This is a genomic window from Leclercia sp. UBA5076, from assembly GCF_002416465.1.
Classification (GTDB): Bacteria; Pseudomonadota; Gammaproteobacteria; order Enterobacterales; family Enterobacteriaceae; genus Enterobacter.
Window position 1 is genome coordinate 115,161 of the sequence record NZ_DIAO01000014.1, and the last position, 15,465, is coordinate 130,625.

Annotated in this window: 12 protein-coding genes; 10 read left to right on the forward strand and 2 right to left on the reverse strand. The window is 57.7% G+C overall.

Annotated elements, in window-relative coordinates:
- The first annotated feature begins 160 nt into the window (after positions 1 to 160).
- From phoB to B3X29_RS13955, 7 genes are all read left to right on the forward strand, one after another.
- On the forward strand, positions 161 to 850 hold the full coding sequence (phoB, locus tag B3X29_RS13925; RefSeq protein ID WP_039031479.1) for a phosphate response regulator transcription factor PhoB: 690 nt from the start codon (positions 161 to 163) through the stop codon (positions 848 to 850).
- Positions 851 to 871: 21 nt separating this feature from the next.
- Complete coding sequence (phoR, locus tag B3X29_RS13930; protein WP_159339706.1) at positions 872 to 2,167, forward strand: phosphate regulon sensor histidine kinase PhoR; 1,296 nt, start codon at positions 872 to 874, stop codon at positions 2,165 to 2,167.
- 409 nt (positions 2,168 to 2,576) lie between these two features.
- On the forward strand, positions 2,577 to 3,896 hold the full coding sequence (gene brnQ / locus B3X29_RS13935; RefSeq protein WP_103178447.1) for a branched-chain amino acid transporter carrier protein BrnQ: 1,320 nt from the start codon (positions 2,577 to 2,579) through the stop codon (positions 3,894 to 3,896).
- A 78-nt stretch (positions 3,897 to 3,974) separates the two neighbouring features.
- A complete protein-coding gene (gene proY, locus B3X29_RS13940; protein ID WP_103178448.1) occupies positions 3,975 to 5,348 on the forward strand; it encodes a proline-specific permease ProY in 1,374 nt (457 codons plus the stop codon).
- 131 nt (positions 5,349 to 5,479) lie between these two features.
- On the forward strand, positions 5,480 to 7,297 hold the full coding sequence (gene malZ, locus B3X29_RS13945; RefSeq protein ID WP_103178449.1) for a maltodextrin glucosidase: 1,818 nt from the start codon (positions 5,480 to 5,482) through the stop codon (positions 7,295 to 7,297).
- A 91-nt stretch (positions 7,298 to 7,388) separates the two neighbouring features.
- The gene (locus B3X29_RS13950) at positions 7,389 to 10,010 is read left to right on the forward strand and encodes a DUF2339 domain-containing protein (protein ID WP_159339707.1); all 2,622 of its coding nucleotides are present in this window, start codon (positions 7,389 to 7,391) and stop codon (positions 10,008 to 10,010) included.
- Complete coding sequence (locus B3X29_RS13955; protein ID WP_263951283.1) at positions 10,007 to 11,392, forward strand: DUF3999 domain-containing protein; 1,386 nt, start codon at positions 10,007 to 10,009, stop codon at positions 11,390 to 11,392. Before B3X29_RS13950 ends, B3X29_RS13955 begins: the two co-directional genes overlap by 4 nt.
- Positions 11,393 to 11,435: 43 nt before the next feature.
- Here B3X29_RS13955 and B3X29_RS13960 read toward each other — a convergent pair whose 3' ends face one another.
- Positions 11,436 to 12,038 (reverse strand): peroxiredoxin, encoded by a 603-nt coding sequence (locus B3X29_RS13960; protein ID WP_040076949.1) that lies wholly within the window; start codon positions 12,036 to 12,038, stop codon positions 11,436 to 11,438.
- A 127-nt stretch (positions 12,039 to 12,165) separates the two neighbouring features.
- Complete coding sequence (gene acpH, locus B3X29_RS13965) at positions 12,166 to 12,747, reverse strand: ACP phosphodiesterase (RefSeq protein WP_103178453.1); 582 nt, start codon at positions 12,745 to 12,747, stop codon at positions 12,166 to 12,168.
- A gap of 92 nt (positions 12,748 to 12,839) precedes the next feature.
- On the opposite strand from acpH, the gene queA reads away from it, so the two are divergent.
- From queA to yajC, 3 genes are read left to right on the forward strand one after another with little or no spacing between them, the layout of a single operon-like run.
- The gene (queA, locus tag B3X29_RS13970) at positions 12,840 to 13,910 is read left to right on the forward strand and encodes a tRNA preQ1(34) S-adenosylmethionine ribosyltransferase-isomerase QueA (RefSeq protein WP_156653987.1); all 1,071 of its coding nucleotides are present in this window, start codon (positions 12,840 to 12,842) and stop codon (positions 13,908 to 13,910) included.
- 53 nt (positions 13,911 to 13,963) lie between these two features.
- Positions 13,964 to 15,091, forward strand: a complete 1,128-nt coding sequence (gene tgt, locus B3X29_RS13975; RefSeq protein WP_103178455.1) for a tRNA guanosine(34) transglycosylase Tgt — start codon at positions 13,964 to 13,966, stop codon at positions 15,089 to 15,091.
- 22 nt (positions 15,092 to 15,113) lie between these two features.
- Positions 15,114 to 15,446: a preprotein translocase subunit YajC gene (yajC, locus tag B3X29_RS13980; RefSeq protein WP_032616800.1), complete on the forward strand. Its 333-nt coding sequence runs from the start codon at positions 15,114 to 15,116 to the stop codon at positions 15,444 to 15,446.
- Positions 15,447 to 15,465: the final 19 nt, after the last annotated feature.

The window sequence follows — 15,465 nt, forward strand, 5'->3', positions numbered from 1 at the left end:
ATAAACTTTCAGGGGGAGGAAGATAACCGCTACAATCGGGGCTGCCATAAAACAACGGCTTGCCTTTATGAGCGGGCGCGTTTTTCATAAATCTGTCATAAATCTGACGCATAATGACGCCGTATTACAAACATGTAACCTTAATAAGACAGGGCTAAGTATGGCGAGACGTATTCTGGTCGTAGAAGATGAAGCACCCATTCGCGAAATGGTCTGTTTCGTGCTCGAACAAAATGGCTTTCAACCGATAGAGGCCGAAGATTACGACAGCGCGGTGAACCAGCTCAACGAACCCTGGCCCGATCTGATCCTGCTCGACTGGATGCTGCCTGGCGGCTCTGGCCTGCAATTCATCAAACATATTAAACGTGAAGCCTTAACCCGCGATATTCCGGTGATGATGTTAACGGCCCGCGGCGAAGAGGAAGATCGCGTTCGCGGTCTGGAGACCGGCGCGGATGACTACATTACCAAACCGTTTTCCCCGAAAGAGCTGGTGGCGCGCATTAAAGCCGTAATGCGCCGTATTTCACCGATGGCGGTGGAAGAGGTGATTGAGATGCAGGGGCTGAGTCTGGACCCTACCTCGCACCGCGTGATGACCGGTGAAAATCCCCTCGATATGGGACCAACGGAATTCAAACTGTTGCACTTTTTCATGACCCACCCGGAACGCGTCTATAGCCGCGAGCAGTTGCTCAACAATGTCTGGGGCACTAACGTCTATGTGGAAGATCGCACGGTTGATGTTCATATCCGCCGTTTGCGCAAGGCACTTGAAACCAGCGGTCACGATCGCATGGTGCAGACCGTCCGCGGCACGGGTTATCGTTTCTCAACCCGTTTCTGAACAATGACAGGAGTGTGACGCGTGCTGGAACGGCTGTCATGGAAAAGGCTCTGTTTTGAACTGATACTCTGCTGTATTCCGGCCCTGATCCTCGGGGCCGTAATCGGTTATTTACCCTGGTTTTTGCTGGCGGCAGTCACGGGATTGCTGATCTGGCACTTCTGGAATTTGCTCCGCCTCTCATGGTGGCTATGGGTTGACAGAAGTATGACCCCGCCGCCAGGAAGCGGCAGCTGGGAACCCCTCCTGTATGGCCTGCACCAGATGCAGATGCGTAATAAAAAACGCCGACGCGAGCTGGGCAGCCTGATCAAACGCTTTCGCAGCGGCGCCGAATCGCTGCCGGATGCGGTGGTATTGACCACCGAAGAGGGGGCGATGTTCTGGTGTAACGGACTGGCGCAGCAGTTGCTGGGCCTGCGCTGGCCGGATGATAACGGGCAGAATATCCTCAACCTCCTGCGTTATCCGGAGTTCGCCCAGTATCTGAAAAAACGCGATTTTACCCGCCCGCACAATCTGGTCATGAACAACGGTCGCCATATGGAGATCCGCGTGATGCCCTACAGCGACCAGCAGTGGCTGATGGTGGCGCGGGATGTGACGCAAATGCACCAGCTTGAAGGGGCGCGGCGCAATTTCTTCGCCAACGTCAGCCACGAGCTGCGCACCCCGCTGACGGTATTGCAGGGCTATCTGGAGATGATGCAGGAGCAGACGCTGGAAGGCGCGCCGCGGGAAAAAGCGCTGCACACCATGCGCGAGCAGACGCAGCGCATGGAAGGGCTGGTGAAGCAGCTGCTGACCCTCTCCCGCATTGAAGCGGCGCCAACCCTGGCGCTGAATGAAACCATCGATGTGCCGATGATGCTGCGGATGCTGGAGCGCGAAGCGCAGACCTTAAGCCAGCAGCAGCACCAGCTTACCTTCGAGGTGGATAACAGCCTCAAAGTACGCGGCAGTACCGACGAGCTGCGCAGCGCCATCTCTAACCTGGTCTATAACGCGGTGAATCATACCCCGCCCGGCACCCACATCACCGTGCGCTGGCAGCATGCGCCAACGGGAGCGGAGTTCAGCGTGGAAGACGATGGTCCCGGTATCGGCCCGGAGCATATTCCGCGTCTTACCGAGCGTTTTTACCGGGTGGATAAGGCGCGCTCCCGGCAGACGGGGGGCAGTGGCCTGGGGCTGGCGATTGTTAAACACGCCATTAATCACCACGACAGCCGTCTGGATATCGTCAGTACGCCGGGGAAAAGTACGCGTTTTAGCTTTGTGATCCCGGAACGTTTGATTGCCAGTAACAGCGCCTGACGGCGTCACTGTAATCAGAAATTGCCACAGGCCAGCCAATGCTGGCCTGTTTGCTTTGCAGTTCAGCGAAGCGCGAATAAATATTATACGCCTGTTGCTTTTTTGTTCGCATGATTAGCCATGAGTTTTTCTTATAAATGGTTTATTATCCCACTTCTAACTTTCGAGTTGGCATATTGTTCTGGTTTTGAGATCCCATATTGCCTTTAAACGTTATAAGCGTTTAAATTGCCACCCTGATATCGTCGGACAGACTGTATTTGCGTGGTAAATCGAAAAACTATTCTTCTCCACGCCGGTAGGGAAGCATTTCCCGCTGAGGTTGCACATTTTTTCCGCTGTTTTGTTCCGCAACGGATAGCGAAAAATTCAACGTTTTCAACACCACATCCACAGGCAGTAAGGTTTTATGACCCATCAATTGAAATCGCGCGACATCATCGCGCTGGGCTTTATGACATTTGCGCTGTTCGTTGGCGCGGGTAACATCATCTTTCCTCCAATGGTTGGCTTACAGGCGGGTGAACACGTCTGGACGGCGGCTATTGGTTTCCTGATTACTGCCGTGGGTCTACCGGTGTTGACCGTGGTTGCGCTGGCGAAAGTCGGCGGCGGTGTCGATAGCCTGAGCACCCCTATCGGGAAAGTCGCAGGTATTCTGCTGGCAACCGTCTGCTATCTGGCCGTCGGCCCGCTGTTTGCCACCCCGCGTACCGCGACCGTCTCCTTTGAAGTGGGTATCGCTCCGCTGACCGGCGACGGCGCTATGCCGCTGTTGATCTATAGCCTCATCTACTTTGCTCTGGTGATTCTGGTCTCCCTCTATCCGGGCAAGCTGCTGGATACCGTGGGTAACTTCCTCGCGCCGCTGAAAATCGTGGCCCTGATTGTGCTGGCCGTGGCTGCCGTTATCTGGCCTGCCGGCCCGATCAGCGATGCAATGGACGCCTACAAAAATGCCGCGTTCTCTAACGGCTTTGTGAACGGCTACCTGACCATGGATACCCTGGGCGCGATGGTGTTTGGTATCGTCATTGTGAACGCCGCCCGTTCCCGCGGCGTGACCGAAGCGCGTCTGCTGACCCGCTACACCATCTGGGCGGGTCTGATTGCGGGCGTAGGCCTGACATTGCTCTATCTGGCGTTGTTCCGTCTGGGTTCTGACAGCGCGGCCCTGGTAGACCAGAGCGCAAACGGCGCGGCTATCCTGCATGCCTATGTTCAGAACACCTTCGGCGGTTCGGGGAGCTTCCTGCTGGCGATCCTGATCTTCCTGGCCTGTCTGGTGACGGCGGTGGGCCTGACCTGCGCCTGCGCCGAGTTCTTTGCCCAGTATCTGCCGCTCTCTTATCGTACGCTGGTGTTCATCCTCGGTATCTTCTCCATGGCGGTCTCTAACCTCGGTCTGAGCCACCTGATCCAGGTCTCCATTCCGGTACTGACGGCCATCTACCCGCCGTGTATCGTGCTGGTGGTGCTGAGCTTCACCCGTGGTTGGTGGAATAATTCTTCCCGAATTATTGCCCCGGCCATGTTTATTAGCCTGCTTTTTGGTATCCTTGACGGCATCAAAGCATCGGCTATTGGCGATACGCTCCCTGCCTGGACACAGCGTCTGCCGCTGTCCGAACAGGGCCTGGCGTGGTTGATGCCTACCGTTGTTGCACTGGTTCTGGCCGTAATCTGGGATCGTGCTGCGGGGCGTCGGGTAACGTCGAACGCGCACTAATCCACGGATAAATGTTCAACCACGGGGCTTATGGCCCCGTGGTTTTTTGTTTTTTTTGTGTTGAATGGCAAGACGTAAATGGAAAGCTCTAACAAACTGAAGCGGGGCCTTACCGCCCGCCACATCCGCTTTATGGCGCTGGGTTCTGCGATCGGTACTGGTCTTTTTTATGGCTCGGCAGATGCCATCAAAATGGCCGGTCCCAGCGTTTTGCTGGCGTATCTTATCGGCGGTGTTGCCGCCTACATCATCATGCGCGCGCTGGGGGAGATGTCCGTTCATAACCCCTCAGCCAGCTCCTTCTCCCGCTATGCGCAAGACAACTTAGGCCCACTGGCGGGCTATATCACCGGCTGGACCTACTGTTTCGAAATCCTGATTGTCGCCATTGCCGACGTAACGGCCTTCGGCATCTATATGGGCGTCTGGTTCCCGGCGGTCCCGCACTGGATCTGGGTGCTCAGCGTGGTGCTGATCATCTGCGCCATCAACCTGATGAGCGTGAAGGTGTTTGGCGAACTGGAGTTCTGGTTCTCCTTCTTTAAAGTGGCCACCATCATCATCATGATTGCCGCCGGTATTGGCATCATTATCTGGGGTATCGGCAACGGCGGCGAACCAACCGGCATCCATAACCTGTGGAGTAACGGCGGCTTCTTCAGTAACGGCTGGATAGGCATGGTGATGTCGCTGCAGATGGTGATGTTTGCCTACGGCGGGATCGAAATTATCGGTATCACCGCCGGGGAAGCGAAAGATCCGGAGAAGTCTATTCCGCGCGCCATTAATTCGGTACCGATGCGTATCCTGGTCTTCTACGTGGGCACGCTGTTTGTGATCATGTCCATCTATCCGTGGAACCAGGTGGGCACGAACGGTAGCCCGTTTGTGCTGACCTTCCAGCATCTGGGGATCACCTTCGCCGCCAGTATTCTGAACTTCGTGGTGCTCACCGCATCGCTCTCCGCTATCAATGCCGACGTGTTCGGCGTGGGGCGTATGCTGCATGGTATGGCCGAGCAGGGCAGTGCGCCGAAGGCCTTCGCCAAAACCTCCAGCCGCGGCACGCCGTGGGTGACGGTGCTGGTGATGACCGTGGCGCTGCTGCTGTCGGTCTATCTCAACTACATCATGCCGGAGAATGTCTTCCTGGTGATCGCGTCGCTGGCGACCTTTGCCACCGTCTGGGTCTGGATGATGATTCTGATGTCGCAGATTGGCTTCCGTCGCCGTCTGTCGCCTGAAGAGGTAAAAGCGCTGAAGTTTAAAGTGCCGGGCGGCGTGGCAACTACCGTTGCTGGCCTGATCTTCCTGGTCTTTATTATCGGCCTGATTGGTTACCACCCGGAAACCCGCATCTCGTTGTATGTCGGCTTTGCGTGGATTGCGCTGTTGCTGGTGGGGTGGGTCTTTAAACGCCGCCGCGAGCGTCAGTTAGCAGAAGCTCAGTAACCGAAATGCCCGGCAAACGCCGGGCATTTTTCTCCTCCCCCTTTCTCCTCCCCCAATAAATCTCTCCATGAGGAGGGAACATCAACTACCCTGTGGCAAGGTGGCCTCATTTCTGGGAAAGGGGATAAAAGATGTTGAATGCATGGCACCTGCCGGTTGCCCCATTTGTTAAACAAAACAACGACAAACTTGTCATTACCCTGTGGCTGACAGGGGAAAACCTGCCTGAGCGGGTGACGCTACGCGCTGAATTCGATAACGAAGAGACCTCGCTGCCGATGCATAAGCAGCGCAGCCAGCCGCAGCCCGGCGTGACGGCCTGGCGGGCGACCATTGACACGACGAAAGGGCAGCCGCGGCACCGCTACAGCTTCAAAATGCTCTGGCATAACCGCCAGCTGTGGTTCACCCCGCAGGGCTTTAGCCGCTTTCCTCCCGCCCGGCTGGAGCAGTTCGCCATTGATTACCCGGATGCCGGGCCGCAGTGGGTGGTGGAGCAGGTCTTCTATCAGATCTTCCCGGACCGCTTTGCCCGCAGCCAGCGGCGCAACCCAGAGCTGGACAAAACGTATTATCACCATGCCGCAGGCCATGAGACGATTTTCCGCGCGTGGGACGAACCGGTCACCGCCCAGGCGGGGGGCTCCACCTTTTACGGCGGGGATCTCGACGGCATCAGCGAAAAGCTGCCCTGGCTGAAAAAACTCGGCGTCACGGCACTCTATCTCAATCCGGTGTTTGTCGCCCCCAGCGTGCATAAATACGACACCGAAGATTACCGCCACGTGGATGAGCGGTTTGGCGGCGACGAGGCGCTGTTACGCCTGCGGGAAAATACCCAACGGGAGGGGATGCGCCTGATTCTGGACGGGGTGTTTAACCACAGCGGGGACTCCCACGCCTGGTTTGATCGCCACAACCGCGGAACCGGCGGCGCCTGCCATAACCCGGACTCGCCCCACCGCGACTGGTACAGCTTTGACGACGAGGGCCGCGCCCTCGACTGGCTGGGCTATGCCAGCCTGCCGAAGCTCGATTATCAGTCGTCAGGGGTGGTGAACGAGATCTACGGCGGCGAGGAGAGTATTGTTCGTCACTGGCTGAAAGCGCCGTGGAGTATGGACGGCTGGCGGCTGGATGTGGTGCATATGCTCGGAGAAGAGGGTGGGGCGCGCCATAATCTACAGCATGTCACCGGGATCACCCGTTCGGCGAAGCTGGCCAATCCGGAGGCCTTCGTCTTTGGCGAGCATTTTGGCGACGCTCGCCAGTGGTTGCAGGCCGACGCGGAAGATTCGGCGATGAACTACCGCGGCTTCACCTTCCCGCTGTGGGGCTTCCTTGCCAACACCGATATCTCCTACGATCCGCAGCACATCGACGCTGAAACCTGCGTGAAATGGATGGATAACTACCGCGCCAGCCTGTCCCATCAGCAGCAGCTACGCATGTTTAACCAGCTCGACAGCCATGACACCGCCCGCTTTAAGTCGCTGCTCGGTAAGGATGTCGCCCGCCTGCCGCTGGCGGTCACCTGGCTGTTTACCTGGCCTGGGGTGCCCTGTATCTATTACGGCGATGAGGTGGGGCTCGACGGCAACAATGACCCCTTCTGCCGTAAGACCTTCCCATGGGAGGCTGAAAAGCAGGACCAGACGCTACTGGCGCTCTATCAGCGGCTGATTAAGCTGCGCAAGCAGAGCCAGGCCCTGCGCTACGGCGGCTGTCAGGTGGTCTACGCCCACGACAACGTGGTGGTGTTTATGCGCGTCTACAACCAGCAGCGGGTGCTGGTGGCGATTAACCGGGGCGATGCCTGCGAAGTGGTGATAGATGACTCGCCGCTGCTCAACGTCAAACAGTGGCAGCTGAAAGAGGGGAAAGGGGTGGCGCAGGAGGGCGTACTGTCGCTACCGGCGATCTCCGCCTCGGTCTGGTTCGGCAGTTAATATCGGGCGGGACGGTTTCCACCTTTTAAGATGGCGTAAATGCAACGATTTGTGTCAATCTTAACGGATCGTTAACGGTGAAGGTGGAAACATGGACGAGCTTTACATCTTTGGCTGTATATTCCTGATTTTTGCGCTGGTGGTTGCGCCCGTGCTTGCGGTTATCGGCTTTAATCGAAGCACGGCGGCGAAACAGGAGATCGCCAGGCTTCGCCAGCGCATTGAGGCACTTGAGCAGCGCGGCGTGGCGGAGAAAGCGCCGGAGCCTGAACAGGCCGCTGCGCCGGTGGTCGTGGCTGAGCCGGTGGTTGATGACGCGCCCGCGCCTGTCGACCCCTGGCGCCCGGATATTCCCGCTGCCGCGGCAGAACCCGCAACCGCTCCGGCTCCTGCGCCCGCGGCAAAACAGCCTTCTGCCTTTGGCGGCATACTGACGTCGCTGGTGCGCTGGTTTATGCAGGGGAACCCGCTGGCGAAGCTTGGCATCCTGCTGCTCTTTCTCGGTCTTTCATTCCTCCTGCGCTATACCGTCGAGCACTCCCTGTTCCCGCTTGAGCTTCGCCTGGCCGCGACGGCGCTGTTTGCCATGGTTCTGCTGGCTCTCGGGTGGCGACTGCGGCACAGACAGCGCGTCTATTCGCTGATCCTCCAGGGAGGGGCGGCAGGCATCCTCTATCTGACCGTCTTTGGCGCCTTCCGGCTCTGGCAGATGTTACCGATGACGCTGGCCTTTGCGCTGCTGGTGGTCATTTGCGCGGCGAGCGTCGGGCTGGCGGTGCTGCAGAGGGCGCTGAGCCTCGCTATGCTGGCGAGTCTCGGTGGATATCTTGCGCCGCTGCTGTTGTCTACCGGAGGCGGCAGCTTTGTGGCGCTCTTCTCTTTCTACCTCCTGCTTTCCATCGGCATTCTCGCTATCAGCATCTGGCAGCACTGGCGCGAGCTGAATCTGCTCGGGCTGCTGTTTACATTCGGCGTGGGCGGCCTTTGGGGACTGAACGACTACCGGCCTGAAGACTATGGGGTCTGCCAGCTGTTCCTGATTGCCAATACGCTGATATTCGGCGTGCTGAGCGTGGCGCTGTCGCTGCGGGCGCAGGAGAAAGGGAAGCAAATTATTGACGGCGTGCTGCTGTTTGCTCCGCCGCTGGTTGGTTTTGGAATGCAGTACGGCATGACTCAGCACTGGACCTACGGCCCGGCGCTCAGCGCGCTGGGGTACGGTGCCTTTTACCTCTCGCTGGCGTTCCTCGCCCTGCGGCGCTATCCCTCCCTCGGACGGCCGCTGGTCATGGCGGCGCTGGCGATCGGCGGCGGGTTTGCCACGCTCGCTATTCCGCTGGCGCTGTCGGCGCGCTGGACGGCGATGGCCTGGGCGCTGGAGGGGCTGGGCATCCTCTGGCTGGGCGTGCAACAGCAGCAGCGACGTATGAGCTATAGTGGGACGGCGCTGCTGGTGCTGGCGCTGGGTAGCGCGCTGTGGGCGCAAACGAACGGTGTGACATCGCTGAGCCTGCTGCTTATCTTCGCCGTCCTCAGCCTTTGCTGGCTGGCTGCGGCCTGGCTGTGGCGGGAAATCGTTCTGCCCGTCAGTTGGGTACTGCTGGCAGGCGGGCTGCTGTTCTGGATAGTGGCGCTGCTGGGGGCGTCACAGCTGATGCTGAAGCAGGAATTATCTGTTCTGGCAGGCGTGCTGGCGCTCTCGGCCGTCTCGGTCTGGGGCTGGCGGCAGGCTGCCGCTCATCTGGCGTGGCCAGAGCTGGATGCCAGCAAATGGCTGCTGTGGCCGCTGATGATGCTGATGGTGGGGTATCAGCTCTGGCATCAGCAGGTCTTTGCCGCCGGCTGGTCAAACCTGGCCTGGTGCGTTGCGCTTCCTGCCGCGCTGATGCTGCTGCGGCGTGACGGTGAAAGGCTCCTGCCGCGCATCGCGATGGGGCTGCATTTGTCGCTGTTCTGGATGATTTTACTGGCGCTGGCCGCCGAGCTTTACTGGTTTGCCCGGTCGCTGCCGTGGGGAATGGCGGCCTGGGGCAGTGGACTGGCGATGGCAGCAGGTGGCGGTTTGATTATGGCGCTCTCTGCGGCGGTACGGCGTCGCGGGTGGCCGTTCCGGGAATGGCCTGCGCTTTACACCTGCCTGGCGCCGATCCCTGTTGTCGTGGCGCTGCTGGTGTTGTTGGTCGTGACCAATTTCCAGGACGGCGTGGTCTATCGCCAGACCTGGCTACCGCTGGTGAACCCGCTTGAGGAAGGTGCCGCGTTCGCGTTGCTGGGGCTGGTGGTCTTTTATCGCGCGGTGGATCGCTACTACCCCGCGCTGCTTTCGCAGGCCCGCCCGTGGCCTGCCGTCGCGCTTATGGCGTTTGGCTTCTGGTGGCTTAACGGTGCGCTAATGCGCGCGCTGGCCTGGTATGGCGACGTGGCCTGGAATATGGCATCGCTGTGGGATTCCCGGCTTGTCCAGACCTGTTTTGCCCTGTTCTGGATGCTGAGCGCGCTGGTGGTCATGATCCATGCTACCCGTCGGGCTTCCCGGCAGGAGTGGCTCTGCGGCGCTGCGCTGCTGGGTGTCGTGATGGTTAAACTGATGCTGGTAGACAGCGCGGGCGGAGGCGGGCTGTCGCGCGCGGTGGCGTTTATCGGCGTGGCGATCCTGGTACTGATCGTGGGTTATTTCTCACCGCTGCCGCCCAAAACAGGAGATGAAAAATGAAATGGATGAAAGCGGTAGCGTGTAGCGCGCTGCTGGCGCTTTCCGGCCCGGCGTTTTGCGACGGGGTACAAACGGAATCGCCCCGGGACTATGCCTTTGGTCGTTCACTGGATACCTCCGTCCCTTCCCAGTGGTATCGGGTGATGCTGCCGCTTGCCGTCTATGAGCAGAGCACGTCACCCGATCTGCATGATGTCCGCGTCTTTAATCAGTCGGGTGAGCCGGTTCCCTTCAGCCTGGTCACCGCGACGCCTCCCAAGGCGTCAGTGCAATCCACACCACTTCGCTTCTTTCATCTGGACGCCTCGCCGCTTGCACCTGCGCGAGGGGATGAGGATAGCGATAAAATCCTGCTCCGCTCCCGAAACGGCGTAGAGATTGTGCTCGAGGGGCAAAAAGCCGCCGCAGCCGGGCAACATTATCTGCTGACCTTGCCGGAGCAGGCTACGGGCGAGATAAGCCTGTCCCAGTTGCAGCTGCTCTGGAATACCCCCCAGACGTCCTGGCAGGGAACGGCGTCGGTTTATTACAGCGAGGATCTTAAGCAGTGGTATACCCTGCGCGAAGATATGCCCTTGCTGGACGTGGTCAGCGGCCAGGATCGCCTTAAGCTCGACCGGATCGATACCGATATGGTTTTATCTCCCGATGCGAATCGCTATCTCATGGTGGTGCTGAATACGCAGAGCCAGGAGATAACCCTGACCGGCGTAAACGCAATTCGCGCGCCTGCGCAGGCGGCCCCGGAAGAGATCGGCCTGGAGGGGGAAGGGGAGCAGTTATCGACAAGTGAAGTCCAGTGGCACTGGTCGCGACCGCAGCCGCTGAGTGCTGTCACTATCTCACTGAATGGCGACGGCGTCCTACCCGTAGAGATAGCGTGGCGGAGTACGGAGAAGGACAAATGGCACCCGCTGAAAAAAGAGATCCTTTACCGTCTGGAAGGGAAAATGTCTCCACCGGTTTCGCTTAACGGGGGCCTGGTGCAGGCGGTAAAAATCACGACGCTGAATGCGCGTTTGCCAGAATACCTGCCGAGCGTCATGGGGCATCGCGACCGCTATGACCTGGTGTTCAACGCACAGGGGAAAGCGCCGTATGTGCTCGCCTGGGGCAACGGAGCGGCAAAGCCTGCCAGCGTGGAGCCCGACATGCTGATCCCTGCTGACCTGCGTAAAACCTATGATATGGCAAACCTGCCGCAGGCTGACATTCAGGATAATGTCGCGTTAGGCGGCGAGGAGCGTCTGACCGCTACCTCCGCGGCCGAGCGGGAGAGCAGGATGAACACGCTGCTGGTGTGGGGCGTGCTGATTGCGGGCGTGATTTTGCTGGCAGGTATGGCCTGGCGCATCTGGCGGGAGACACAGCGTAAGGCATAAAAAAAGGCCCGCATAAGCGGGCCTTTTTCGTAAACCGTGCCAATTACAGGCTGGATACGTTCTCAGACAGGTATTTAGCAACGCCGTCTGGAGACGCGTTCATACCTTCTTTACCTTTTTCCCACTGAGCCGGGCACACTTCACCGTGCTCTTCGTGGAACTGCAGCGCATCAACCATACGCAGCATTTCGTCGATGTTACGACCCAGCGGCAGATCGTTCACGACCTGGTGACGCACGATGCCGTTCGCGTCGATCAGGAAGGAGCCACGCAGGGCAACGCCCGCGTCCGGATGTTCGATACCGTAAGCCTGCTGAATCTCACGTTTGATGTCCGCAACCATCGCGTATTTCACTGGACCGATGCCGCCGTTGTCGACAGGGGTATTACGCCATGCGTTGTGTACAAACTCAGAGTCGAAGGAGACGCCAACCACTTCTACGCCACGCTTCTGGAACTCTTCGTAACGCTTGTCGAACGCGATCAGCTCAGACGGGCAAACGAAGGTGAAGTCCATTGGCCAGAAGAACAGAACGGTGGCTTTACCGTTGGTATGCTGTTTGAAGTTGAAGTTCTCAACGATTTCACCGTTGCCCAGAACTGCTGCAGCTGTAAAATCCGGAGCCGGACGAGTTACCAGAACCATATGATTCTCCTGTAGATACTAAGGTTATTTAGAACGCAACGCGGGCCAGTATAGAGAGTGTTTGTCCTAAAAACAAAGAGGCGTTGACAATCGTTAACCCAGCTTTTACCTATCAATCACATTTATATTAAAGCTGCTTATGTTTCGCCTGTTCCATCATGCGGGGATAGAACTGCCAGAAGCGCTGCTCCAGGGCCTCATAATGGGCATCCAGATCCTGCCAGGAGTCGCGCAGGGCATCGAGACGCGGACGTCGGCTGGCCATGCCGTTGAGCACCCGCTGGATGAAGTCCATCTCGCTATAGCGCTCGAGCCAGCGCTCTGACCACAGGTAATCATTCAGATTAACAAAGCGCGGCGGGGCGTCCGGCAGAATGATCGTCACCTGGGCGTGGGCATAGCGCACGAACGCTGGCAGCGGCATCTCGGGTGAGAGCTGTTCCCAGTGGCGGGAGACAAAGTGATCCCACATCACATCCAGCGTAATGGGCGCCACGCGGCGGGTCTCCGGGCGGAACCACTCCTTTGCCTCTTTGACCTCGGGCAGGTTGTCAGTGAGGACATCAATCCGGCGGTGCATGAAGATGCCTTCCACCACGTCGGCGGGATACGCCTCGGCGGGGTTACCGCGGACGAAGTCGGCCAGCAAGTTGCCGGAAAGGGAGCTGTCAGCGAGATGAGCGAGGTGCAGGTGAGCGAGAAAATTCATGCGATTCGTTATCCGAAGCGAGGCTAGTTGTTGCAGCAAAGAGGTGTGAGCACTAGACTAAGCCGCCTGTTTTTAAGTCACGAGTATATGCCATGCGCGTCGCCGATTTCTCTTTTGATTTACCCGAGTCCCTGATTGCCCACTATCCTGTGCCGGAGCGCAGTAGCTGCCGCTTATTGTCGCTGGATGGGCCGACGGGTGCGCTGACGCACGGAACCTTCACCGATCTGCTCGACAAGCTCAACCCGGGCGACCTGCTGGTGTTCAACAACACCCGCGTGATCCCGGCCCGTCTGTTTGGCCGTAAAGCCAGCGGCGGCAAAATTGAAGTGCTGGTCGAAAGAATGCTCGATGATAAACGTATTCTGGCACATATTCGCGCTTCCAAGGCACCGAAGCCGGGTACGGAGCTGCTGCTGGGGGATGACGAGAGCATCAATGCCACCATGGTGGCGCGCCACGATGCGCTCTTTGAAGTGCAGTTCAACGATGAGCGTCCGGTACTGGATATCCTCAACAGCATCGGCCACATGCCGCTGCCGCCGTACATTGAGCGGCCGGACGAAGAGGCCGACCGCGAGCTCTATCAGACCGTCTATAGCCAGAAGCCTGGCGCAGTCGCGGCACCGACCGCGGGCCTGCACTTTGATGAACCGCTGCTGGAAAAACTGCGCGCAAAAGGCATTGAGATGGCGTTTGTCACGCTGCACGTCGGCGCGGGTACTTTCCAGCCGGTGCGCGTGGACAGTATCGAAGATCACATCATGCACTCCGAATATGCCGAGGTGCCGCAGGAGGTTGTGGACGCGGTGATGGCGGCCAAAGCGCGCGGTAACCGCGTCGTAGCTGTGGGCACCACCTCGGTTCGCTCGCTGGAAAGCGCAGCCCAGGCCGCGAAAGATGCGCTGATCGCCCCTTTCTTCGACGATACCCAAATCTTCATCTATCCGGGTTATCAATATCAGGTGATCGACGCGCTGGTGACCAACTTCCATCTGCCGGAGTCGACCCTGATCATGCTGGTTTCAGCCTTTGCGGGTTATCAAAACACCATGAACGCCTACAAGGCTGCGGTAGAACAAAAATATCGCTTTTTTAGTTACGGTGACGCGATGTTTATCACGTACAATCCGCAGGCTTTGAATGAACGTGTCGGGGAATAAGTCCGCGGCACTGGTTTAACGCGCCGGACTGTTTTTCTGGTGCAGGAGAAAAAATGAAATTTGAACTCGATACCACCGACGGTCGCGCTCGCCGTGGCCGCCTGGTGTTTGATCGCGGCGTAGTAGAAACGCCCGCTTTTATGCCTGTGGGCACTTACGGCACCGTAAAAGGGATGACGCCGGAAGAAGTCGAAGCCACTGGCGCGCAAATTATCCTCGGTAACACCTTCCACCTGTGGCTGCGTCCTGGTCAGGAGATCATGAAGCTGCACGGGGATCTGCATGACTTTATGCAGTGGAAAGGACCGATCCTGACCGACTCCGGCGGTTTCCAGGTCTTCAGCCTGGGTGATATCCGCAAGATCACCGAAGAGGGTGTGCATTTCCGCAACCCGATTAACGGCGACCCGATTTTCCTCGATCCTGAAAAATCAATGGAGATTCAGTACGATCTCGGCTCCGATATCGTGATGATCTTCGACGAATGTACGCCATACCCGGCGGACTGGGACTACGCCAAGCGCTCGATGGAGATGTCGCTGCGTTGGGCGAAGCGCAGCCGCGACCGTTTTGATAGCCTGGGCAATAAAAATGCGCTGTTTGGCATTATTCAGGGCAGCGTTTACGAAGATTTACGCGATATCTCTGTTAAAGGTCTGGTAGAGATAGGTTTTGATGGCTACGCTGTCGGCGGTCTGGCTGTAGGGGAGCCGAAGGAAGATATGCACCGTATTCTGGAGCATGTTTGCCCGCAAATTCCAACAGATAAACCTCGATACCTGATGGGCGTCGGTAAACCAGAAGATCTGGTTGAAGGCGTACGTCGCGGCATTGATATGTTCGACTGCGTTATGCCGACCCGCAACGCCCGTAATGGTCACCTGTTTGTGACCGATGGCGTGGTAAAAATCCGTAATGCGAAGCATAAAAGCGACACCAGCCCACTCGATGCCGAGTGCGATTGCTATACCTGTCGCAATTATTCTCGTGCCTATTTGCATCATCTTGATCGTTGTAATGAAATATTAGGCGCGCGTCTCAACACGATTCATAACCTTCGCTATTACCAGCGCTTAATGGCTGGTTTACGCAAGGCTATTGAAGAGGGTAAATTAGAGAGCTTCGTGACCGATTTTTACCAACGACAGGGTCGGGATGTTCCACCTTTGAACGTTGATTAATTTATTTAATGAGGGAAATTTAATGAGCTTTTTTATTTCTGATGCGGTAGCGGCAACAGGTGCACCGGCGCAGGGCAGCCCGATGTCTCTGATTCTGATGCTGGTGGTGTTCGGTCTGATCTTCTATTTCATGATCCTGCGTCCACAGCAGAAGCGCACCAAAGAGCACAAAAAGCTGATGGACTCCATCGCGAAAGGCGATGAAGTTCTGACTAACGGTGGTCTGGTAGGTCGCGTAAGCAAAGTCGCTGATAACGGCTATATCGTTATCGCACTGAACGATACCACTGAAGTGGTTATCAAACGTGACTTCGTTGCTGCCGTTCTGCCGAAAGGCACCATGAAGGCGCTGTAATTAACTTTTCCCAAAGGGA